Annotated in this window: 22 protein-coding genes and 2 pseudogenes; 19 read left to right on the forward strand and 5 right to left on the reverse strand. The window is 70.5% G+C overall.

Annotation, left to right across the window (positions count from 1 at the left end; translation table 11 throughout):
* Positions 1-40: 40 nt before the first annotated feature.
* From ABZ404_RS05120 to ABZ404_RS05130, 3 genes and pseudogenes are all read left to right on the forward strand, one after another.
* Entirely contained in the window at positions 41-220 is a 180-nt protein-coding gene (locus tag ABZ404_RS05120; RefSeq protein WP_358834709.1) for a hypothetical protein, read from the forward strand.
* A gap of 519 nt (positions 221-739) precedes the next feature.
* A pseudogene (locus tag ABZ404_RS05125) lies at positions 740-862 on the forward strand (M20 family peptidase); the annotation flags it as partial.
* 500 nt (positions 863-1362) lie between these two features.
* Positions 1363-1602 carry a hypothetical protein gene (locus ABZ404_RS05130; RefSeq protein WP_358834708.1) on the forward strand — a complete coding sequence of 80 codons (240 nt, stop codon included), beginning with the start codon at positions 1363-1365 and terminating at the stop codon, positions 1600-1602.
* 366 nt (positions 1603-1968) lie between these two features.
* Here ABZ404_RS05130 and ABZ404_RS05135 read toward each other — a convergent pair whose 3' ends face one another.
* The 3 genes from ABZ404_RS05135 to ABZ404_RS05145 all read right to left on the reverse strand — a co-directional run bounded on the left by ABZ404_RS05135 (position 1969) and on the right by ABZ404_RS05145 (position 4965).
* The gene (locus tag ABZ404_RS05135; protein ID WP_358834707.1) at positions 1969-2109 is read right to left on the reverse strand and encodes a hypothetical protein; all 141 of its coding nucleotides are present in this window, start codon (positions 2107-2109) and stop codon (positions 1969-1971) included.
* 857 nt (positions 2110-2966) lie between these two features.
* On the reverse strand, positions 2967-3620 hold the full coding sequence (locus ABZ404_RS05140; RefSeq protein WP_358834706.1) for a hypothetical protein: 654 nt from the start codon (positions 3618-3620) through the stop codon (positions 2967-2969).
* A 421-nt stretch (positions 3621-4041) separates the two neighbouring features.
* Positions 4042-4965, reverse strand: a complete 924-nt coding sequence (locus tag ABZ404_RS05145; protein WP_358834705.1) for a hypothetical protein — start codon at positions 4963-4965, stop codon at positions 4042-4044.
* Between the two features lie 251 nt (positions 4966-5216).
* Here ABZ404_RS05145 and ABZ404_RS05150 point away from each other — a divergent pair, with 251 nt between their 5' ends.
* The 11 genes from ABZ404_RS05150 to ABZ404_RS05200 all read left to right on the forward strand — a co-directional run bounded on the left by ABZ404_RS05150 (position 5217) and on the right by ABZ404_RS05200 (position 13857).
* On the forward strand, positions 5217-5456 hold the full coding sequence (locus ABZ404_RS05150) for a hypothetical protein (RefSeq protein WP_358834704.1): 240 nt from the start codon (positions 5217-5219) through the stop codon (positions 5454-5456).
* Between the two features lie 441 nt (positions 5457-5897).
* Positions 5898-6260, forward strand: coding sequence for a hypothetical protein (locus ABZ404_RS05155; RefSeq protein ID WP_358834702.1), 363 nt, complete (start codon positions 5898-5900; stop codon positions 6258-6260).
* A gap of 85 nt (positions 6261-6345) precedes the next feature.
* Complete coding sequence (locus ABZ404_RS05160; protein WP_358834701.1) at positions 6346-7071, forward strand: transposase; 726 nt, start codon at positions 6346-6348, stop codon at positions 7069-7071.
* A 32-nt stretch (positions 7072-7103) separates the two neighbouring features.
* Entirely contained in the window at positions 7104-8444 is a 1341-nt protein-coding gene (locus tag ABZ404_RS05165) for an alpha/beta fold hydrolase (protein WP_358834700.1), read from the forward strand.
* A 99-nt stretch (positions 8445-8543) separates the two neighbouring features.
* A complete protein-coding gene (locus tag ABZ404_RS05170) occupies positions 8544-9182 on the forward strand; it encodes an MBL fold metallo-hydrolase (protein ID WP_358834699.1) in 639 nt (212 codons plus the stop codon).
* 30 nt (positions 9183-9212) lie between these two features.
* Positions 9213-9992, forward strand: coding sequence for an exodeoxyribonuclease III (locus tag ABZ404_RS05175; protein ID WP_358834698.1), 780 nt, complete (start codon positions 9213-9215; stop codon positions 9990-9992).
* An 84-nt stretch (positions 9993-10076) separates the two neighbouring features.
* Entirely contained in the window at positions 10077-10511 is a 435-nt protein-coding gene (locus ABZ404_RS05180) for a DUF6278 family protein (RefSeq protein ID WP_358834697.1), read from the forward strand.
* Positions 10512-10666: 155 nt separating this feature from the next.
* On the forward strand, positions 10667-11410 hold the full coding sequence (locus ABZ404_RS05185) for an amino acid ABC transporter ATP-binding protein (RefSeq protein WP_358834696.1): 744 nt from the start codon (positions 10667-10669) through the stop codon (positions 11408-11410).
* A 19-nt stretch (positions 11411-11429) separates the two neighbouring features.
* Positions 11430-12335, forward strand: coding sequence for a glutamate ABC transporter substrate-binding protein (locus ABZ404_RS05190; RefSeq protein ID WP_358834695.1), 906 nt, complete (start codon positions 11430-11432; stop codon positions 12333-12335).
* Positions 12336-12343: 8 nt separating this feature from the next.
* Positions 12344-12988 carry an amino acid ABC transporter permease gene (locus ABZ404_RS05195; protein ID WP_358834694.1) on the forward strand — a complete coding sequence of 215 codons (645 nt, stop codon included), beginning with the start codon at positions 12344-12346 and terminating at the stop codon, positions 12986-12988.
* Positions 12985-13857, forward strand: a complete 873-nt coding sequence (locus ABZ404_RS05200; RefSeq protein ID WP_358834693.1) for an amino acid ABC transporter permease — start codon at positions 12985-12987, stop codon at positions 13855-13857. Before ABZ404_RS05195 ends, ABZ404_RS05200 begins: the two co-directional genes overlap by 4 nt.
* A 35-nt stretch (positions 13858-13892) precedes the next feature.
* Here ABZ404_RS05200 and ABZ404_RS05205 read toward each other — a convergent pair.
* Positions 13893-14123, reverse strand: a pseudogene (locus ABZ404_RS05205) (acyl esterase); the annotation flags it as partial.
* A gap of 42 nt (positions 14124-14165) precedes the next feature.
* Positions 14166-15380 (reverse strand): Ig-like domain-containing protein, encoded by a 1215-nt coding sequence (locus tag ABZ404_RS05210; protein WP_358834711.1) that lies wholly within the window; start codon positions 15378-15380, stop codon positions 14166-14168.
* A gap of 232 nt (positions 15381-15612) precedes the next feature.
* On the opposite strand from ABZ404_RS05210, the gene ABZ404_RS05215 reads away from it, so the two are divergent.
* Genes ABZ404_RS05215 through ABZ404_RS05235 form a run of 5 tightly spaced genes read left to right on the forward strand, consistent with a single transcriptional unit; the run spans position 15613 to position 21064 of the window.
* Complete coding sequence (locus ABZ404_RS05215; protein WP_358834692.1) at positions 15613-16776, forward strand: peptidoglycan bridge formation glycyltransferase FemA/FemB family protein; 1164 nt, start codon at positions 15613-15615, stop codon at positions 16774-16776.
* Positions 16773-18395 (forward strand): murein biosynthesis integral membrane protein MurJ, encoded by a 1623-nt coding sequence (murJ, locus tag ABZ404_RS05220; protein ID WP_358990138.1) that lies wholly within the window; start codon positions 16773-16775, stop codon positions 18393-18395. The genes ABZ404_RS05215 and murJ overlap by 4 nt, the downstream gene beginning before the upstream one ends.
* 49 nt (positions 18396-18444) lie before the next feature.
* Positions 18445-19125, forward strand: a complete 681-nt coding sequence (locus tag ABZ404_RS05225; protein WP_358833415.1) for a response regulator transcription factor — start codon at positions 18445-18447, stop codon at positions 19123-19125.
* Positions 19122-20579, forward strand: a complete 1458-nt coding sequence (locus tag ABZ404_RS05230) for a HAMP domain-containing sensor histidine kinase (RefSeq protein ID WP_358833414.1) — start codon at positions 19122-19124, stop codon at positions 20577-20579. The genes ABZ404_RS05225 and ABZ404_RS05230 overlap by 4 nt, the downstream gene beginning before the upstream one ends.
* Entirely contained in the window at positions 20576-21064 is a 489-nt protein-coding gene (locus ABZ404_RS05235; protein ID WP_358833413.1) for a hypothetical protein, read from the forward strand. Before ABZ404_RS05230 ends, ABZ404_RS05235 begins: the two co-directional genes overlap by 4 nt.
* The last annotated feature ends 45 nt before the right edge of the window (positions 21065-21109 follow it).

Here is a 21109-nt window from a genome sequence, read left to right on the forward strand (position 1 = left end):
TGGCTGAGGTGATCGAGTCTCACTATCCCGCGAAGCCCTGGTGGACAGCCGCGACGATGACTTCGCGACGCTCCTGGTCGACACGACGCATCCCAAAGTGCAGGCGCTCTACGAGACTTGGCAATACAAAAAGGTCGGCACGCAGAAGCCCTTTGAGGATTCGCCCGTCTTCACGATCATGGTCAAGCCACTCGCATCTTCTGGTCCGCTGCTGGCGTGAGTCGCAGGTAGCTGCATAGTTGGCCACAACGAGGCGGTCTGCTCGTCCTCAACGCGCTCGTCCTCGTCGGGAGGATCGTTTCTGCTGTGGTGGCGGCGAGGGATCACCCGGCGGCCCCCAGGGTCTTCAGGACGACGATCCCCTCGTCGTCGAGTCGCTGGGTCGCGTAGTGCACTCGTGGTGATCAGGGTCGTACGCGACAGGATGTCGCGGTCGGTCTCGACGAGCGGCCGGCGCTTGTAGAGCAGCCCGAGCGCCCCACGCTTGACCATGAGCGCGTTGTAGGTGGGCGGCTTGCCGGCGTCGCCCGGGGTGGTGGTGACGCGGTCGGACACGAAGACGATGACCCCGCCAATCTGGCCGATCGCGCCCTGCGGGATGACTGCGTCGGCGCCGACCCTTGTCCGGGCTGAGAAAGTTCGGGTCCTTGAAGATCGAGGCCCGCTGAAGGGAGTGGATCACGAAGCCGACGGCTGCCTTCGTGCACATCGCCGCGGACCTGCAGGCGCGGCCGGACACGTCGATGAGCACACCGGGACTTTCGGTGGTGCACGTGCCTATCTCGCTGACCCCGAGGCGCCCCGGCCGGCTGGCGTGCTGATCGGCTACCCGGGCATGGAGGACGTCGTGGTCGGCGGTCGGCGGCGTGATGATCGGGTCATGCCCCCGAAGCTGCCGCCAAGTGACATGTAGCTGGCGTGACGGCCGTCGCGGACGGTGATTCTCAAGATGACCATCTTTGAGAGTTCTGCGAGAGGCCCGGAAGCGATCACGTTCTCCGCAGGTCGCCGTTCGTAAACGTCGTCTCGAAACCCGTGGCCACTGGACGTCGAACGCACGGGGCCAGGACTCCAGCAGGGGTCCTGGCCCGCATCGGACAACGAATCCTCGCCCTCACCGCCACCATCTGGCACCACCGGGCCAACAGGACATCAATCACACGATCCCTGATCGCCTACAACACTGATCAACACATGGGACCTCACTCGTCTAGGGGGAACCGCGGGAAACCCCGCCCGTCGCCCAACCCCCCGGTTGCCTGCGGGGGTTAGGTGACGGGTACAGCCCCTGGCTGCTGGCGGAGACGGACTGCCCATCGACCGCAGTCAACGGCTAGTAGGGATGGCCATCGGCTCAGGCGCATGAGTGAGGTGCCTGCGAAGGGACGGCGTGAGGGCGTGGAGTACGCAGTGGACACCGCGAACAACGATCGGATCGGGGTGGTGGAGGGACGCTTCGAAGGAAGTGTGTACCTGCGTCCGCCTGGTGGCGGGACGCAGTGGGCGACGGCGCCGGATGCCCTGCGCCCCGCGCGCCTGGAGGAGCTGGTGCGGGCCCGGGTCCTGAACACTCCCGTGGCCCCCGTGCGGGGGTGGCGCTGATGTGGGCACCGCCGATCGGGGTGACCCCGGGGCGGAGGCCCGGACCGGGACCGGGACCGGTGCCGGTGCCGGTGCCGTTCAGGCGCGCCGTACGCAGGAGGCCCTTCCGCAGGTACGCACTGTGCACCCACCCCACGGTGTCGGCCGGCAGCCCGTTCTGTGAGCGCGCGTCCGGGCTCACGGAGAGGTAGCCGCCGTCGACGAAGTGCTCTTTCGGCAGCAGGTTCCGATCACCGAGATTGGCCAGGATGCCGGGTCGGGTAGGGACTTGGTGTCGTGGACCGGCGCTTTGGTGGTGGTGACGTCAGTGATCACGCTGGGGGCGTCCGGGGCGCAGGTCTCGGTGACGTGCGCGAGGAAGCCCTTTCAACGGGTCTCGCCGCGGCGTGCGTAGCGGGCGCTCACGTCGTAGGGCGAGACGATGGCGATGGCCGAGGGCGCCAGGCCGGCGTCCTCGGGCTCCCGCCACTTCGGTCTGTCCTGTGCGTCAAGGACGTAGTTCTGCACGAGGATCTGGCGCAGAGCCTGGGCCTGCTCGCCGTCGCGGAGGGCGGGCAGGTAGCGGTGGACGTAGCGCAGGAGCAGACGGGCGTCCTCGCCGGTGTCCTCGATCTGGGTGTTGGGCTTGGAGGGGTTCCTTGCAGAGCCGGGCGGCGCGGCCGTAGTGCTTGCCCCAGTCCTCGGTCACCAGGCCGGCCAGCTCGTGCGGCGCCTGGCGGGCGAGTTCCTCCAGAGCGGCGCGCACGGCCTCAGTGACCAGCTCCAGGCGGGTCAGGTCGCCACGAACGAGTGGACGCCCGTCGGCACACCAACCACCACAGTCACACAGGCATGCCAGAGCATGAACGATGCGTGCGTTCAACGCTCACAGGGACGACGACGAGTCCCCGCCGGGCGACCAACCTGCACGCCGCCCTTCTGAGGCAGAAAAACGAAGCGCCTGCCCGACGTGCTCGTCGTGATCAGCAGCTTCGGATGTCACATCCCCGACAGCGTCAGGCACTTACGGGGTGGCGCAGGAGCGCGACGAACCCGCGTCCCCTCTGCTCACAACAGCCCCCGGCGCTCTGGACCGCCGTACACGCGGTCAGACACACCAGAGATCACTGCAGTTGCACGAAAATCATCGCAATTCAATCCGGAGGGCCCGTGGACCGGGCTCCCGGGTGGCTGGGGCAGCAACCGGTACGCCCCGGGAGCACCCCGGCGGGGCCCGGGCCCGGAGGCCCGGGCGCCGGACGTGCGTCGTGCACGGCTGTGCGGCGATGCGCCGACCCGTGGGGCGCGGCGTCGCAGAAGGGCCGGCAGCACCTGCACCGGAACCCGGTCCCCGACGTCAGCCCGGGTGGTCGTGGCGGACGGTGCTACTGCGCACGCGCGGTCTGGCCTGCCTTCAGCCGTTCCGACCGTGCGAAGGGAAGGGCGGGACTGGCCATGTCCTCCGGCCGCTCCTGCTGCTCCTGTTGCGTCTCGTGGAGCACGGTGGTGGCGAGACGGCGCAGGGCGTCGGCGTGTTCGGTGAGGACCCGGTGGGTGTGGGAGTCGTCCGGGTCGGTGAGCAGCAGGCGGGCGGCGGTGTTGATGGCCCGCAGCCGCGGCTTCTGGGCGTCCCGCTGGCAGGCGGGGAGGCATCGCCAGGCGGTGTTGGCGATTGTGACGAGCCGCCAGGTGGGGGAGGAGGTGGGTTCCGCCTCGTAGAAGCGCAGGGCGTGGCGGCTGACCAGCCAGTACGACAGAGCCACCGACGCACCGGTGACGGCGTCGAACGCCAGCCACAGATAGGCGAGCCGGCGGTGCCCGGTCAGTTCGTCGGCCAGCCATGCGAGTCCGGCGCCGCCCGCACCGAAAACAGCAAGAGCGGCCAGGGTGAAGAGCAGCACTGCGGGAAAGAGACCAATACAATTATCGCTCTCCAGGCGCGTCAGCCCTTTCCAGTGGGGGGCGAGATAGCGGGCGTACCGCACAGTCCTGGGGGCGGGCTCGATGATGGCGATACGTCTCGCCCAGCTTACAGCCATAGCAATTTCACTCCACGAGTCGTGAGGGTGCACATTCTGGACATTTGAGGGAACGAGTGGAGTGCGCGTGAGGCCCTGCCGAGAACTTGAAATAACGTTCCTGTGCCGGATGTTACACCGAATAGCGGGGCGCAAAGAAGGCGCATAAAGGCGGCGCGTTCAACTCTGTGCAGACCGGGTCGGTAAATAACTCCGGCGGTCTGCGCCGTGAAATAACGTTTCCTTAAGGCGCCCCACTGTACGGTCCGTACCGAATGGACGCCTTATGCGCAGATGCGCGCCTTCAAGGTCGTATGACGGAATTCCCGGCCGGCGGCGAGCCGCCGCCACGGCGAACGGGGCCACCGAACAGCCGAGTGCGGTGGCCGGCCAGGCGCGGAGCATGCACCGCCCCCACCGGCCGGCCGCCTCGCGCCAGGGCCTACTGCGAACTGTGGGAGGCCGTCTGCCAGTGGTTGAGAATCCCGTCCCAGTTGTACGCGACGGTCTGCGGATCGGCTGGGACATACGGCTCGTAGTAGTCCTGCGTCCAGGCACCGGGATGGCCCGTCAGCGGCTGCGTCGGTACGGCGCCGACACCGGAAAGCGTATACCGGTGGTGCTCCGAAGGCGCCTCGTCGTACCCGGGATCGTCCTCGACCGCCGTCTGGTTACGGGAGCGCCGGTGGCGGCCCGACTCCCGGGCCTGCTGCTCGCTCAGCCGCCCCTCGGCGGACAACTGCTGCACCCGGGTCACCAACTGCACCAGCTCCAGCCCGAACTGGCTGGCCAGAACCGTCAGGTCCAGGCCCTGCTGCCAGCTGTTGACCAGCAACGCGTCCAGCGCGGCTGTCCACGGCTGCCCACCTGGCGTGGGATGGCTCTGCGCGGGCGGCCTGACAGGCGGCGCCGTGTGGTCGCACGACTCCTGCCCAACAGGAGGTTGCTGGTTCTGGGGCGGCTGCGCCTGGGGAGGCGGAGCCTGAGCGGCCTGGCCCTGAGCGGCCTGAGCCCGCCAATAGGCCGACCCCTGCGGGCCCGGCCCCGGCCCCGCCGCCGCTGCCGCCGCCGTCGACGGGGCGTAAGTCTGCCCCGCGACCGGCGGTTCGAACGTGTCACAGGTCTCCGGGACAGTGCCGTCCTGCGGACGCGCCGGGGGGACGAGAAGCGAATCGGCCACGCTCCGCGCGTTCTCCTTGCCCACCGAGCGCCGGGCCTGCCGCACCTCCCGTTCCTGCAGACCCAACAGCCCCGCCACCACCCCGTCACTGCCCACAGTCACGGCGAAGGCGGCCAGCGTCTGGCTTCGGTTGGCCTGTGCCTCATCCAGCGACACCTGCGTCTCCCGCACATGGTCGTCGCTCATACAAAAAGCCCTCGCAAGCACCGCATGCCGTTCCCACAATTGCCTCGGTTCCATACCGCACTTAACGCGTGATGCCATGTTCGGCTCCGCTCCGATTTCATCGCCACCCGATTGGCCGACCCCAACCGTCCGTGAAGCTTGCCCCGCATTCCGCACTGGCCCCCGAATGGTCCAATCCCTCCGGAGCGGAACATCGTTGAACTGAAGTGCCTCAAATCAAAACGCACCTGCTGCGACGCCTGGGATCCTGGATGATGTACTCCGCCGGTCACGAGGGCAACGATCTTCTCCCGCCGCCCGTGTACCTCGAAAACTCCGGAGAAGTCGTCAAACTGGAATACACCGGCGAACCCCTCACCACCCTGCTGGCCGAGCTCGACGAGATCAGGGACGGCACGCATCCCCGCCGCAGATTCCGCCAAGACGTGCAGGAACGGCGCACCCACGCCGCAGTCCCGGCCCAGAAGTCACGGACCGCATCGCCCGAATGAGGGACCGGGCCGCGCGTCCGCCCCCACCGGGTCGACGCGCGCGCCGGCTCGCCCACACAGCCGACGATCCACCAGCGGTCCGCCAGGGGGCGTTACCCCACCGGACATCCAGGACTGATCATGGCCACGTCCACCCCGCCCAGATCTGCATGACGCTGTCCGCCCTCACGGCCACCGCAGCGACCCCCCGACCATCGGGAGAGACCCGCGACCAGCAGAGGCCGCCGGGATCTCCCAGCAGCTGAGGGCCATCTGGCCGGCCACCCAGGCCAGCTGGCAGCCGGCCTGGATCGCCCTCAGCCCGGACGACGACAACATGGCGTACATCGGGAGGAGCATCGACGGCTCCAACCAGTTCGCCGTGGTCGCGCGTGGGACGGTCGGCAACATCACCGACGTTCTAGGCGAGTCGTTCCTTATGAACAACGCGCGGCTCATGGCATGGCTCCGGCCGTCGAGCTTCACGGGTACTGGGGGAAGAACTACGACTTTCGCGATGCCCCGGACGAACCGAGCGACCTCTGGGATCACCGCTGGATACCTGTGTGCACTCTGGGGGAACACAGCTGGGCGAGCGGCCTGTACCTGGATGCTGGTACAGGTGAGCTGTGGTCCTGGGACGAGCATGCCAACCGTCAGGTCGAGTACGAGTCCTTGACCAGCTATCTGGAAGAGATGGCGGATGCTCTGGAGGCACCGGGGCTTTTCACCGGCGCCAGGCCGGGCCTTCAGCACAGCGCGCTCGTGTGGGGGGCGCCGGACTCTCCCGACCCGGCCCATCCATGGGTGGAATTCAGCGGCTGAACTGTCATCCGGTCGTAGAAGACGCGTGTGTGGGGACCGGCCCAGGGCCGGCCCCCACACACGCGTCTTGCGGTGCGCTTATACCTTGCGCCAGGCGCAGGTGGTGTGGACGCTCGTGCAGTGCTCGAAGCCGGGATCGGAGATCGCCAAGGATTCCGCGGTCAAGGCGCGCACCCAGGTGATCAACCAGCTGAAGGCCGTCCTGGTCGTAGCCGATCCGGCCGTGCGGGAGCGGCTGTCCGGCCTGGGTAACCGCGCACTGTTCCGCGCCTGCGCACGCCTCAGCCCGCGCGAGGGCGAAGCTGTTGGGAGCGATGAGGACCCTGTAGCCGAGGCCACTCTCATGACGCTGAGCATGCTGGCTCAGCGCATCGAGCAGCTCACCGGGCAGATCGACGAGCTGAATCAGCGACTGGCCGGGCTCGTTGAACGCCATGCCCCGCAGCTGCTCGCGCCGGTGGGTATCGGCCCGGATTCCGCTGCCACGCTCCTGATCACCATGGGTGACAATCCCGAGCGGCTGAGCACCGAAGCGTCTTTTGCCGCCCTGTGCGGAGTCAGCCCGATCGAGTACTCCTCGGGCGGCCGGAGCTCGCGCCGGCTCAACCACGGCGGCGACCGGTATGCGAATGCCGCTCTGCACCGCATCGTGTTCACCCGCCTGCGCCACGACCCGCGCACCCAGGCGTACTGCGAACGCCGCACCCGGGAGGGCAAGACCCGGCGTGAGATCATCCGATGCCTCAAGCGATATGCCGCCCGCGAAGTCTTCGACCTGGTCAGGACGGTCTCGGCCGACCCCCCGTTATAGGGGCGTCCGTGACAGATGAGAGGGTCAGGCGGGTGAGCGAGACACCGACGAACACCCTGCAATACCGCTGTGACGGGCCAGAAGACGCTCCGGTCCTGGTCCTCGGCCCCTCCCTGGGTACCACCTGGCACATGTGGGACCGCCAGATACGCGAGCTCTCGGAGAGCTGGCGGATCGTCCGGTTCGATCTGCCCGGGCACGGCGGCGCCCCCGCCCTCCCGGCGGTCTCGGTCGCCGAGCTCGGGGACCGGCTGATCGCGACCCTCGACGGGCTGGGGGTCCAGCGCTTCGGGTACGCGGGCAGCGCGATCGGCGCCGCCGTCGGCGCGGATCTGGCGCTGCGCCACCCCGAGCGGCTCGCCTCGCTGGCGCTCGTCGCCGCCTCCGCCCGGTTCGGGACCGCCGACGAGTTCCGGCAGCGCGGGGTCGTGGTCCGCAGCAACGGTATGGACCCGATCGCCCGCAGCGCGCCCGAGCGCTGGTTCACGCCCGCCTACGCCGCGGCCCAGCCCGCCATTGTGGAGTGGGCCGTCCAGATGGTCCGCACCACCGACCCGGGCTGCTACATCGCCGCCTGCGAGGCGCTGGCCGCCTTCGACATCCGGGGCGACCTCGCCCGTATCGGCGTCCCCACGCTGGTCCTGGTCGGCGCCGAGGACCGGGTGACCGGGCCGGGGGACGCGCGCGTCCTGGTCGCGGGGGTGCCCGACGCGCGGCTCGCGGTGGTGCCCGGTGCCGCGCACCTGGCACCGGTGGAGCAGCCCGCCGCCGTCACCGATCTGCTCGTCCACCACTTCTCGACCGCCTGGCACGAGACGCTCCCGGCGATCCCCGTCCCGGCCGGCCCCCCGGTCGCCGCGGCCCCGCAGCCACCGCACGCCCCGGCCCCGCACGCCCCGGCCCCGCACGCCCCGGCCCCGCACACCCTGCACGTGCCCGTCCCGCTGGCCGCCGAGCCCGTGGTCTCCCCGGGCGTCGCGGCCGAGGCGCGGCCCGACCCGTACGAGCGCGGCATGAAGCTGCGGCGCGAGGTCCTCGGGGACGCGCGCGTGGATGCCGAGACCGCCGACGCGGACGGCTTCACCGGCGCCTTCCAGGAGCTCGCCACCCGCTACGCCTGGGGCGAGGTGTGGGACCGCGACGGGCTCGACCGGCGCACCCGGGCCGTCGTCGCGCTCGCCGCGCTGGTGGCGGGCGGCCACCTCGACGAGGTCGCGGCCCACACCCGGGCCGCGCTGCGGGCCGGGCTCACCCCCGACGAGATCAGGGAAGTGCTGCTCCAGACGTCCGTGTACTGCGGGCTCCCCGCGGCGGGCGCGGCCTTCCGGGCCGCCGCCGCGGTCATCCGCGAGGAGACCACCCCGCAGCCCTGAGAGCCTGGCCTTGTACCCCCGCCCGCGTCCCGACTGGGGGCGAAGCCGGGCCTGTGCGCGGTCCGGGCGCCGCGGCCCGCGCCGTAGCAGGATGGGGGCATGAGTCTGAAGCTGACCAAGAAGACCCACGCCTGCGTCCGGCTGGAGAAGGACGGCCGGACGCTGGTCATCGACCCGGGCGCCTTCAGCGAGGCGGACGCCGCGCTCGGCGCCGATGTCGTCCTCGTCACCCACGAGCACCCCGACCACTTCGCCGAGGACCGGCTGCGCACCGCCCTGGAGGCCAACCCGGCGGCCGAGATCTGGACCCTGCGCAGCGTCGCGGAGAAGGTCGCGGCGGCCTTCCCGGGCCGGGTCCACACCGTCGGGCACGGTGACGCCTTCAGCGCGGCCGGGTTCGACGTCCAGGTCCACGGCGAGCTGCACGCGGTGATCCACCCGGATCTGCCGAGGATCACCAATGTCGGCTTCCTGGTGGACGGTTCGCTCTTCCATCCCGGGGACGCGCTGACGGTCCCGGACCGGCCGGTGGACACGCTGATGGTGCCGGTGCAGGCGCCGTGGAGCAAGATCTCCGAGGTGATCGAGTACGTACGGGAGGTCGCCCCGCGCCGGGCCATCGACGTCCACGACGCGCTCCTGACCGATCTGGCCCGGCCGATCTACGACACCCACCTGGGCAATCTGGGCGGGGCCGACCACGCGCGGCTGAGCCCGGGGGAGTCGACGGACCTGTGACTGTCGGACCCCGCCGTTAGGCTGGTCCGCATGCGCATCGCGACCTGGAACGTCAACTCGATCACCGCCCGGCTGCCCCGTCTCCTGGCCTGGCTGGAGAGCACCGGCACGGATGTGCTGTGCGTTCAGGAGACCAAGACCACCGAGGAGGGCTTCCCCGCCGCCGAGCTCCGCGAGCTGGGCTACGAGTCGGCGGTGCACGCCACGGGGCGGTGGAACGGAGTGGCGCTGGTCTCCCGGGTCGGCCTGGAGGACGTGGTGCGGGGCCTGCCCGGCGACCCCGGCTTCGAGGACACCCTGGAGCCCCGCGCCGTCTCCGCGACCTGCGGCGGAGTCCGCCTCTGGTCGGTATACGTGCCGAACGGCCGCGAGGTCGGCCACGGCCACTACGAATACAAGCTGGCCTGGTTCGAGGCGCTGAGGGCGGCCGTCGCCCAGGAAGCGGCGGGGGAGCGCCCGTTCGCGGTGCTCGGTGACTTCAACGTCGCCCCCACCGACGAGGACGTGTTCGACGTGGCGTTCTTCGAGGGCCAGACCCATGTCACCCCGCCGGAGCGGGCCGCGCTCTCCGCGCTGCGCGAGGCGGGCCTGTCCGACGTGGTCCCGCGCCCCCTGAAGTACGACCGTCCGTACACGTACTGGGACTACCGCCAGCTCTCCTTCCCCAAGAACCGGGGCATGCGCATCGACCTGGTGTACGGCAACGCCCCGTTCGCCAAGGCCGTCAAGGACAGCTACGTGGACCGCGAGGAGCGCAAGGGCAAGGGCGCGTCCGACCACGCGCCGGTCGTCGTCGACCTGGAGATCTGAGAATCACACTCCGCCCTCGGATCTGAGAATCACACTCCGCGTGCCGGTGGTGCGCGGGTGAGGGCGAATGGGACGCTGGGCGCCATGAACATCCTGGACAACTGGCGCAAGCGGCACGGTTCGCGGCGGACGGCGGTGCTCGCCGAGGCGGTGCAGACCGATCCGGAGGGTGTGGGGGAGCTGCTCGCGGAGTGCGAGCTGCTCCGGGTCAGGGCGCAGCAGGCCGGGCTCGAACTGGACGACAGCCCGGCCTCGTTGGCCGCGCTCGACCAGCTGCCGCCGCGCTGGCGGGACGACCCCGAGGAGCTGCCCGGGCTGGGCAACGACGCCGGCCTGTATCTGGGCACGGTGCTCGTACGGACGGTCGAGGGCGCCTCCTGGCAGGTGTGGCCGGGCGGGCAGCCGGTGGTGCGGCTCGCCTCGGGGCGCGAGATCGACGTGGTGGGCGCCGGAGGGGAGTGGGCGGCGAGCGGCACGCCCGAGCTCTCGCAGATCTACGCGGAGGCCTCCGAGGTCTGACCGTCGCGCCCCGGTCCCTCCCGTACCGGGGACCCAACTCATCAGTAACCCAAAATACGGTTTATGTCCTGTTCGTGCGTGTCGAGATGAAGTCCCTTTCCGGGCTGGATAGTTTGCGCTGACCTCGACACAGCGATGAGTGGGCAGGACAGTGTATGGCCGTCGATCCGTTGATCGAGCTGCGTGACGTCAACAAGTACTACGGGAAGTTGCACGTCCTGACGGACATCAACCTCACCGTCGGACGCGGGGAGGTGGTGGTCGTCATCGGCCCGTCCGGCTCGGGCAAGTCGACGCTCTGCCGGACGGTGAACCGCCTGGAGACGATCGAGTCGGGGTCGATCACCATCGACGGCCGTCCGCTGCCGGAGGAGGGCAAGGGGCTCGCGGCGCTCCGCGCCGAAGTGGGCATGGTCTTCCAGTCCTTCAACCTCTTCGCCCACCGGACCGTCCTCTCCAACGTCTCCCTCGCCCAGATCAAGGTCCGCGGCCGCAAGAAGGACGAGGCCGACCAGCGCTCGCGCGAACTCCTCGACCGGGTCGGCCTCGCCTCCCAGGCCGACAAGTACCCGGCGCAGCTCTCCGGCGGTCAGCAGCAGCGCGTCGCCATCGCGCGCGCCCTCGCCATGGACCCCAAGGTCATGCTCTTCGACGAGCCCACCTCCGCACTCGACCCGGAGATGATCAACGAGGTCCTGGAGGTCATGCAGTCGCTGGCGCGCGAGGGCATGACCATGGTCGTCGTCACCCACGAGATGGGCTTCGCCCGCTCCGCCGCCAACCGCGTCGTCTTCATGGCCGACGGCAGGATCGTCGAGGACCGCACCCCCGAGGACTTCTTCACCAACCCGCACAGCGACCGGGCCAAGGACTTCCTCTCCAAGATCCTCAAGCACTGAACGGGGAGTGGACGCAACCATGACGCGTACGCGACGCGCGCTGGCCGCGCTGGCGCTGGTCCTGGCCGCCGGCGGCTGCGGCAAGTCGGGCAGCCCGCCGGTCAAGGGCCCGCAGCCCGACCAACTGCCCCGCTACCAGGTCATGACCGGCTTCTCGCTGCCCGCCTCGACGGTGTGGCGGCGGGCGAAGAACCGCGGCCACCTGGTCGTCGGCGCCAAGGAGGACCAGCCCTACATGGGCGAGAAGGACCCGGCCACCGGCGTCTACTCGGGCTTCGACATCGAGATCGCCAAGATGATGTCCGCCTCCCTCGGCTTCGACCCCAGGTCCATCGAGTTCAAGACGATCGCCTCCGCCAACCGCGAGACCGCCCTCCAGAACGGCCAGGTCGACTACTACGTCGGCACCTACACCATCAACGACAACCGCAAGAAGCTGGTCGGCTTCGCCGGGCCCTACTACATGGCCGGCCAGGGCCTGCTGGTGCGCACCGACGAGGACGGCATCGACGGCCCGCGGGACCTGAACGGCAAGCGCGTCTGCTCGGCCGCGGGATCCACCCCGTACCAGCGCATCCAGAAGGACTACCCGAAGGCCGATCTCGTCGCGTACGACACGTACTCCGTCTGTGTGGACAACCTGCTCACCTTCCAGGTCGACGCCGTCACCACCGACGACACCATCCTCAGCGGCTACGCGGCCAAGGTGCCCGACGAGCTCAAGGTCGTCGGCAAGCCGTTCTCCAAGGAGCCCTACGGCATCGGGGTGCCCCGCGGCGACAACTCCCTGCGCTTCGCCCTCGACGACGCCCTCGCGACCCACGAGAAGAACGGCGACTGGCAGAAGGCGTACGACGCCACGCTCGGCCTGTCGGGACGCAAGGCCGCGCCCGCCCCGCCCATCGACCGCTACCCGGCGAGCTGAGGCCCCGCATGGACGTCCTGACCAAGAACTTCTCGCTGTACGGCAAGGGTCTCCTCGGCACCGTCGAGCTCACCGTCTACGCCTCCGCCCTGGCGCTGGTCCTCGGCTTCCTGATGGCCTCCTTCCGGGTCTCGCCGGTCGGCTCGTTCCGGGCGCTGGGCACCGTGTGGGTGAACGTGCTGCGCAACACCCCGCTCACGCTGCTCTTCTTCGCCGTGCTGCTCGGGCTGCCGCGCTTCGGCCTGGTGCTGCCCTTCAAGGTGTTCGCGGTGATCGCGCTCGGCTGCTACACCTCCGCATTCATCTGCGAGGCACTGCGCTCGGGCATCAACACCGTCCCCACCGGCCAGGGCGAGGCGGCCCGGAGCCTGGGGATGACGTTCGGCCAGACGCTGTCCGCGGTGGTGCTGCCGCAGGCGTTCCGCTCGGTCATCCCGCCGGTCGGCTCCACCCTCATCGCGCTGGCCAAGAACTCCGCCATCGCGGGCGCGTTCAGCGTCACCGAGCTGCTCGGCACGTACAAGACGCTCAGCGAGCTGGGCTACGACATCGTCTGGACCTTCATCTGGATCGCCGTCGGCTATCTGATCGTCACGCTCACCATCAGCGCCGTCTTCAACCTGATGGAGAAGTACTGGGGAGTCGCCCGATGACCGCTCAGCCGTCCGGACAAGCCACCGCCCTCTACGACATCCCCGGCCCGAACACCCGGCAGCGGCACCTGCTCTACGGGATCGCCTCCACCGTCCTGATCCTCGCCCTGCTCGGCTGGATCGTCTACCTGCTGTTCGACACCGACCAGTTCACCTCCACCAAGTGGTCGCCCTTCGCCTACGAGGGGATCCAGCGGCTGCTGCTGCGCGGGCTCGGCAACACGCTCAAGGCGTTCGGGTTCGCGGCACTGTTCTCGCTGCTCCTCGGCGCTGTCCTGGCCACCGGGCGGCTCTCCGACCACCGGGTGCTGCGCTGGCTGGCCACGCTGCTGGTGGAGTTCTTCCGCGCCATGCCCGTCCTCGTCATGATCTTCTTCATCTTCGTGGCGCTGAAGGTGCAGCCGTTGCCGGCGCTGGTGGCCGGACTGACGCTCTACAACGGCTCGGTGCTCGCCGAGGTGTTCCGTTCCGGCGTCAACTCCGTGGAACGCGGTCAGAAGGAGGCGGCATTCTCGCTCGGGATGCGCAAGACGCAGGTCATGACGTACGTGCTGGTCCCCCAGGGCGTCCGCGCGATGCTGCCGACCATCATCAGCCAGCTGGTGGTAGCCCTGAAGGACACCTCGCTCGGTTTTCTGATCACCTATGAGGAGTTCCTGCACGCGGGGAAGCTCATCGCCTCGAATCTCGACTACGATTTGCCGTTCATCCCCGTGGTGATGGTGATCTCACCGATCTACATCGGGATGTGCATGCTGCTCTCCTGGTTCGCCACCTGGATGGCCAGGAGACAGAAGCGCGATCCCAAGACGGAGGCCGTGGATGTCGCCCCGGCCGAACCAGGGACGCTGCTGCCAGGTGCGCAGTAGCTAGGGGGCAAGGCCCACCCGGCAGCAGCCGGTGATCACTCCTCGCGGAGAGGGACCGTCAGATACGACGGGTCTGACGCGGGCGGGGAGAAGGTCAGCTGCGCGCCGGTCGGGTTGTGCTCGTTGTAGAGCGGGTCGACGGTGTCCATCACCTGTGCCGGGCGTCTTGCCGTGCGAGGTGCGGGGCGTCGCCGACCGGCTTGCCGAGGCCGAGCGGGCCCACGTCGTACAGACGCGACGGGGGTGCCGCTCTCCTTGGTGGGGGTGCGGGGTGTGCGGCGCGGCCGTGCCCCGGACCCGGCGCGGCTCTAGCCGGCCGTGGTGGAGGCGCCGTTCAGAGCGCTCTTGGCCTGCCACTGCTCCCAGCCGAGGTTCCACTCGCCGTAGCCGTTGTTGACCGCCTGGGTGCCCTTGGCGTCGTCGCCGACGATCTCGAACGGGTCGCCGGGCTGCACCATGCCGTACAGCTCCTTGGCGTGGGCGTCGCTCATGCCGATGCAGCCGGAGCTGTGGTTGGTGTTGCCGAAGTACGGGCTGTTCCAGGGGGCGGCGTGGGCGTACATCCCGGACCAGGTCAGACGCATCGAGTAGTCGACCATCTTGTCGTAGGCCTTGCCGAGCCCGACCGTCTCGGAGTTCATGTTGATCGTGCCCTCCTTCGCCATCAGGACGGCCTTCCCGCGCCAGGACGCCTTGTCGCCGCCGGGCGTACCACCCGATATCGGGATGTCCTTCACCACGGCGCCGTCGCGGTACAGCTTCAGGTGGTGGTTGTCGAGGCTGACCTTGACGACCTGGTTCCTGCCGACCGTGAAGCCTGTTCTGTAGTCCTTGACGAACCAGCCGCTGCCCGAGTCGACGCCGTTGAGGTCCGCCTGGAGCGTGACCTTCGTCCCCGCCTTCCAGTACTCCTTGGGCCGCCAGTCCACCCGCGACTTGCCCGAGTAGTCCTCCATCCAGCCCCAGGAGCCCACGGTGTTGTCCGAGGTGGTCACCTTGAGCTGCTTCTCCACCGCCGCCTTGTTCTTCACGGGGTGGTCGAAGACGATCGACAGCGGCTGGGCGACCCCGACCGTGGTGTCCTTGCCGGGCGCCAGCGACAGCTTGTTCACCTTGTCCGCGGCGGCGGTCGCGAAACCGGCCTTGGCGGACGAGCCCTTGTCGTCCTTCGCCTCGACCGCGTACGTGGTGCCGGGCGCCGCGTTGCGGTCCGACGTCCAGGTCCTGCCGTCGGCGGCTATCTTCCCCGCCAGCGTCCCGCCCTTGCCGTCGGTGACCGCGACCTGCTGGAGTCTGCCCTGGGCCAGGGTGACCTTCACCGGAGCGCCCGCCTTCGCCTGCTGCCCCGTCAGGTTGACCGAGATCTCCGCCTTCTTGGCGCCCGAGATGTCGGCGCCGCCCTTGGCGTCGCCCGATCCGCCCGAGCCGCCGGAACAGGCGGTCAGGGCGGCGGCGAGGACCGCGGTTCCGGTGATGACGGCGTTACGGACGCGACGGCGGCCGAGCGGGGTGTGGCGGCGTATGCGGCTCAACTGGAAAACCTCCGTAGCAATGCTTCTCCGTAGGAGAGAGTCGGTCACCCGACTCTAGGTTGCGCAAAGGGCCGGAAATCCACGGAATTCCTTTGTGACAAGGACCGCAGAGGAACGGTCACCGTCCGGTCACATGCGCCGCGCGGACCGGTCATGGACCGCTGTGAGCATCCTGTGCATCCCCGTGGAACCGATGGCGGGGCGTACTTGGGAGGTCACTCACGTGTCCGCACTGCTCGTGACCGGCGACCGTGACCAGGACCTGCGGGTGCGCGGTCTCTCCGTCGCCGAGTACCGGTCCTTTCTGGCGGCCCGCTCCGGCGTGAGCTTTCTCCAGCACCCCTCCTGGGCCGAGGTGAAGGACCAGTGGTCCGCGGAGAGGGTCGGCTGGCACTCCGACAGCGGTGAGCTGAAGGGCGCGGCCCTCGTGCTCTACCGGCAGTTCCCGGGCACCCGGAAACACTTCGCCTACCTCCCCGAGGGGCCGGTCGCGGACTGGGCCGACCCCGAGATCGACCGCTGGCTCCAGCCGTTGCTGCGCCATCTGCGCCGGGCGGGCGCCTTCGCCGTCCGTATCGGGCCCTCGCCCGCGTACCGGCGCTGGGACGCCGCCCTGCTGAAGTCCGCGACCGGCACCGGCCGCCGGGTCGGCGACGTGCTCGCCACCGAGGTCGACTCCCTGGGCAGCGCCGTCGCCGAACGGTTGCGGGCGCGGGGCTGGCGGCGGTGCGGGGACGGCGGAGGCGACGGGGACGCGGACGCCCAGCCCCGCTACGTCTTCCAGGTGCCGCTGGCCGGGCGCACCCCGGAGCAGCTGTGGTCCGGGCTCAACCAGGAGTGGCGGCGCAACGTGCGCACGGCCAAGAAGGCGGGCGTCCAGGTCGTCACCGGAAGCGCGGCCGACCTGCCCGAGTTCTACCGGCTGCTGCGCGTCACCGAGGAGCGCGACGGCTTCCGGCTCGGCCGCTCCCTGGCGTACTACGAGCGCCAGTACGCGGCGCTCAACGCCGAACACCCCGGCCGGATGCGCCTCTACCTCGCCGTGCACGGGGGCGAGGTGCTGGCCGCGCACACCATGATCTCCGCCGGCGGGCGGGTCTGGTACCAGACCGGTGCCTCCGCCGACCACCGCCGCGAGGTCCGGCCCAGCAACGCCCTCCAGTGGCAGATGATGCTCGACGCCCACGCGCTGGGCGCCGAGGTGTACGACATGCGCGGGGTACCCTCCACTCTCGACCCACAGGACCGCCCGTTCGGTCTGCTGCGCTGGAAACTGGGCACCGGCGGGCAGGTGGTCGAGACACTGGGGGAGTGGGAGACACCGATGAGCGGCACCGCCAACCACGCGCTGTACCGCGCGTTCCAGGCCTATCTGGCCCGCCGATGACGGCCCCCGTCAGAACGGCGCCGCGGCACGCCGCCAAGCCGTCCCTGGCCCGCAGCGGCGCGGTGATGGCCGCGGGTTCCGTCGTCTCGCGCGCCACCGGTTTCGCCCGCTCGGCGGTGGTGTCCGCGGCGCTCGGCGTCCAGCTCGTCGGCGACGGCTTCACGGTCGCCAACAACATCCCCACCATCCTCTACACCCTGCTCATCGGCGGCACGCTCAACGCGGTCTTCGTGCCCGAGCTGGTCCGCGCCGCCAAGGAGCACGACGACGGCGGCGCCGCCTACACCGACCGGCTGCTCACCGCGTGCACCGCCGCCCTGCTCGCCCTCACCGCCGTCGCGGTGCTCGCCGCACCCCGCATCGTCGACGTCTACACCGACTACACCGGAGCCCAGCGCGACCTCACCATCGCCTTCGCCCGCTACTGCCTGCCGCAGATCCTCTTCTACGGCCTGTTCACGCTCTTCGGGCAGGTCCTCAACGCGCGCGGCCGGTTCGGCGCGATGATGTGGACGCCCGTCCTCAACAACCTCGTCGTGATCGCGGTGTTCGGCCTGTACCTGGCGACCGCCGGCACCTCCGGCGACACCCTGAGCGCCACCGACACCCGGATCCTGGGCTGGGGCACCACCGCCGGGATAGCCGTCCAGGCGCTCGCGCTGGTCCCGGCGCTGAGCGCGGCCCGGTTCCGCTGGCGGCCGCGGTTCGACTGGCGCGGCAGCGGCATCACCCGCCCGCTGCGCTCGGCGGGCTGGCTGGTGCTCCTGGTCCTGACCAACCAGCTGGCGTACTGGGTGGTGACCCGGCTCTCCACCACCGCCGCCCAGCACGCCAAGGGCGCGGGCTACACCGCGTACACCAACGCGTACATGCTCTGGGTGGTGCCGCACGGCATCGTCACCGTCTCGCTGCTCACCGCGCTGATGCCCCGGATGAGCCGCGCGGCGGCCGACGGGGACCCGGCGGAGGTGCGGCGCGACCTCTCCTACGGGCTGTGCACCAGCGCCGCGCTGATCGTCCCGGCCGCCTGTGCCCTGTTCGCGCTGGCGCCCTGGCTGATGGGCGTGGTCTTCGGGCACGGCAGGACCAGCCCCGCCGAGGTCGACATCATGGCGGGGATGCTGATGGCGTTCGCGCCCGGGCTCATCGCCTTCTCCGGGCAGTACGTGCTCTCGCGCGGCTTCTACGCCCTCGGCGACACCCGCACCCCGTTCCTGCTCAACCTGGTGATCGCCGGGTGCAACGCCGGCCTGTCCGTGCTCGCCTTTGTGCTGCTGCCCGCGCGCTGGGCGGTCACCGGGATGGCCGGGGCGTACTCGCTGGCGCTCTTCGCCGGCTGGGCCCTCACCGCGTACACCCTGCGCCGCAGGCTCGGCGGCGGCGCCGGAGCACTGCGCTCGCCCTCGCTCGCCACCCACGCCCGGCTGCTCCTGGGCTGCGCCCCGGCGGCGCTGCTCGGCTGGGCGGCCGCCCGCGCCGTCGACGGCCTCGGCTACTTCGCCGGAGCCGGGGCCGGAGCCGCCGTGCTGCTCGTGACCGTCGCCCTGCTCGCCCGGCCGCTGCGGCTCGACGGCATCAACGACGTGCTCGGCAGGCTCCGCGGCGGCCGCAAGCGCTGAAAGACCTCATCCGCCCGGGACACACGAGACTGCTGGGATACTGACGCTCATGCCACGCGTGCTGCTCATCGAGGACGACCCCTCCGTACGGGAAGGGGTCGAGCTCGGGCTGCGCAGGCGCGGCCACGAGGTGCGCGCGGCCGAGACCGGGGAGGCGGGCCTCGCGGCGCTCAGCGCCTTCCAGCCCGAGCTGGTCCTGCTGGACCTGATGCTGCCCGGCATCAACGGCGTCCAGGTCTGCCGCCGCATCCGCGAGACCAGCCAGCTGCCGATCATCATGCTCACCGCGCGCGGCGACGACTTCGACGTGGTGGTGGGCCTGGAGGCGGGCGCCGACGACTACATCGTCAAACCCGCCCGTACCGAGGTCATCGAGGCCCGCATCCGGGCCGTGCTGCGCCGCCTCACCGAACCGGGGCGCCCGGGGCTCGAGTTCCACGGCGACCTCACCCTCGACCGGGCCGGACTCACCGCCGCCAAGGCGGGCGAGCGCCTGGCCCTGGCCCCCTCCGAGCTGAAGCTGCTGCTGCACCTGTCGGCCCACCCCGAGCAGGTCTTCAGCCGCCAGCAGCTCCTGGAGTCGGTGTGGGAGCACAGCTACCACGGCGACGCCCGGCTGGTCGACGCCTGCGTCCGGCGGCTGCGGCACAAGATCGAGGACACCGCCGGCAGCCCCCGCTACATCCAGACCGTCCGCGGTTTCGGCTACCGCTTCGGCCCGCTGCGGTGATACGCGCGCGTCTGCGGGCCGGGCGCCTCGGGCTGCGCGCCCGGCTGATCGCCGCCTTCCTCCTGGTCGCCGCCATCGCCGCCGGCACCACCGCCACCCTGATCTACCAGGAGGCGCGCTCGGTCATCCTCCAGCAGGCCCAGGACACCGCCGTCGCCCAGCTCCGCGACCAGATCGGCGCCCAGCCGGTCAAGCTGCCGATGACCCGCGCCTCGCTGCGCGAACTCAGCCTCGCCGTGGGCCGCCAGGGCAAGCCGCACCCCTGGTACGTCTTCGCCGAGTACGGCACGCTGCGCGCCTCCAACGTCAGCCAGACCACCTCCGGCGTCCTCACCGAGGACCTGCGGCGCCGGACCCGCGCCAACCCCCACGGCACCTTCCAGCGGGTGGTGAAGGACGGCCGGCCGTGGCTGACCGTCGGCATGCCCGTGGTGCTCGGCGAGGAAGGGGTGCACCCGGGGCAGCCCTCCGGGCTCACGGTGTTCGCGGTGATGCCGCTGTCCGCCGAGGAGGACAACGTCCAGGCGATGGTCACCGCCGCACGGGACGGCGCGCTGCCCGCGCTCGCCGTCGCCCTGGTGCCCGCGCTGCTCGCCGCCCGCAGCGTGCTGCGCCCCGTCCGCGATCTGCGGCGGGCCGCCAGCAGCATGGGCAAGGGGCGCCTCGACACCCGTATCGAGGTCAAGGGCTCGGACGAACTCGCCGATCTGGCCTGGACGTTCAACGAGTCGGCCGAGGCGCTGGAGCGGTCCGTGGAGGAGCTTCAGAAGGCCGAGGCCCGGGCCCGCAGGTTCGCCTCCGACGTCTCGCACGAGCTGCGCACCCCGCTCGCCGGGATGCTCGCCGTCACCGAGGTCCTCGACGAGGACGCCGGCCGGCTCGACCCCGACACGGCGGCCGCGGTCCGGCTGATCTCCACCGAGACCGACAAGCTCGCCACCCTCGTGGACGACCTGATGGAGATCTCCCGCTTCGACGCCAAAGCCGCCGAGCTCCACCTCGACGAGGTCGACGTGGCCGAGACCATCGCCAAGACCCTCCAGCGCAGGCGCTGGGAGGAGGAGGTGGCCGTCGAGCTGCCCGGGGGGATCCGGGCGATGCTGGACCCCCGGCGCTTCGACGTCGTCGTCGCCAACCTCGTCGGCAACGCGCTGCGCCACGGCACCGCCCCGGTCCGGGTGGTGCTGCGCGCCGACGGCGACCGGCTGATGACCGAGGTGAGCGACGGCGGCCCCGGCATCGACCCGGCCGTCCTGCCGCACATCTTCGACCGGTTCTACAAGGCCGACGCCGCCCGTACCCGCTCGGCGGGCAGCGGTCTCGGGCTCGCCATCACCCTGGAGAACGTCCGGCTGCACGGCGGCACCGTCCGGGCCGCCAACGCGCCCTCGGGCGGCGCGGTGTTCACCGTCGAGCTCCCGCTGCGCCCGCCGGGCGAGGGGAGTCCCTCGTGAAGGCGGTCCGGCTCGCCGCCCTGGGCGCCGTCCTGCTCCTCGCGACCGGCTGCGGCGTCCGCTCCACCGACGTCGTCGAGGTCGGCGACCCGGCGTACGTGCGGCCGACACCCACCGGCCCGGGCAGCGTCACCCTGTACTTCACGGGCCCGGGCGGGCTGCTGCCGGTGGTCCGGTCCGGCGGGCAGGAGGAGCAGTCACCGGGCGGCGCCGTCCTGCTGCTCCTGAGCGGCCCCACCGACGCCGAGAAGGAAGCCGGGCTCAGCAGTGAACTGCCCAACTACTACGGGGTGATCGCCGTGGGCAGGGAGGGCCGGAGCGTGAACATCCGGCTGGAGCGCGCCGTGCGCGACTTCCCGGCGCTCGCCCGGCAGCAGCTGGTGTGCACGGCGGCGCACGCGGTGAGCGGGGAAGTGAGCACCACCCTGACGGTGCGGGTGACCGGGAGCGACGGGGCGCTGGCCCCCGCGTCCTGCCCGTTCTGACGCCCGGAGCCGCCCGCGCCGGGCGCCCTTGCCCACGGCGCCATG

This window comes from Streptomyces sp. NPDC005878, from assembly GCF_040629815.1.
Classification (GTDB): domain Bacteria; phylum Actinomycetota; class Actinomycetes; order Streptomycetales; family Streptomycetaceae; genus Streptomyces.